This window comes from Salifodinibacter halophilus, assembly GCA_012999515.1.
GTDB classification, from domain to species: domain Bacteria; phylum Pseudomonadota; class Gammaproteobacteria; order Nevskiales; family Salinisphaeraceae; genus Salifodinibacter; species Salifodinibacter halophilus.
On record JABEEB010000840.1, the window covers coordinates 1 to 231 of the forward strand.

Annotated in this window: 1 protein-coding gene; it reads right to left on the minus strand. The window is 64.5% G+C overall.

The window, feature by feature from the left end:
• A partial coding sequence (locus tag HKX41_13930) for a hypothetical protein (GenBank protein NNC25232.1) occupies positions 1-231 on the minus strand: 231 nt, incomplete at both ends.

The following is a 231-nucleotide window of genomic DNA, read 5'->3' on the forward strand; positions in this document are numbered from 1 at the left end:
ACAGCAGCGGGATGAACACCGCCACCAGCGACAGGCTGATCGAGACCACGGTGAAACCGACCTCGCGCGCGCCCAGCAGCGCGGCCTGGAAGCGCTCCATGCCGCGTTCCAGATGGCGGCTGGTGTTTTCCACCACCACGATCGCGTCGTCGACCACGATGCCGATCGCCAGCACCAATCCGAACAAGCTCAGGGTGTTGATCGAGAAGCCCAGCAGGTACAGCGCGGAGA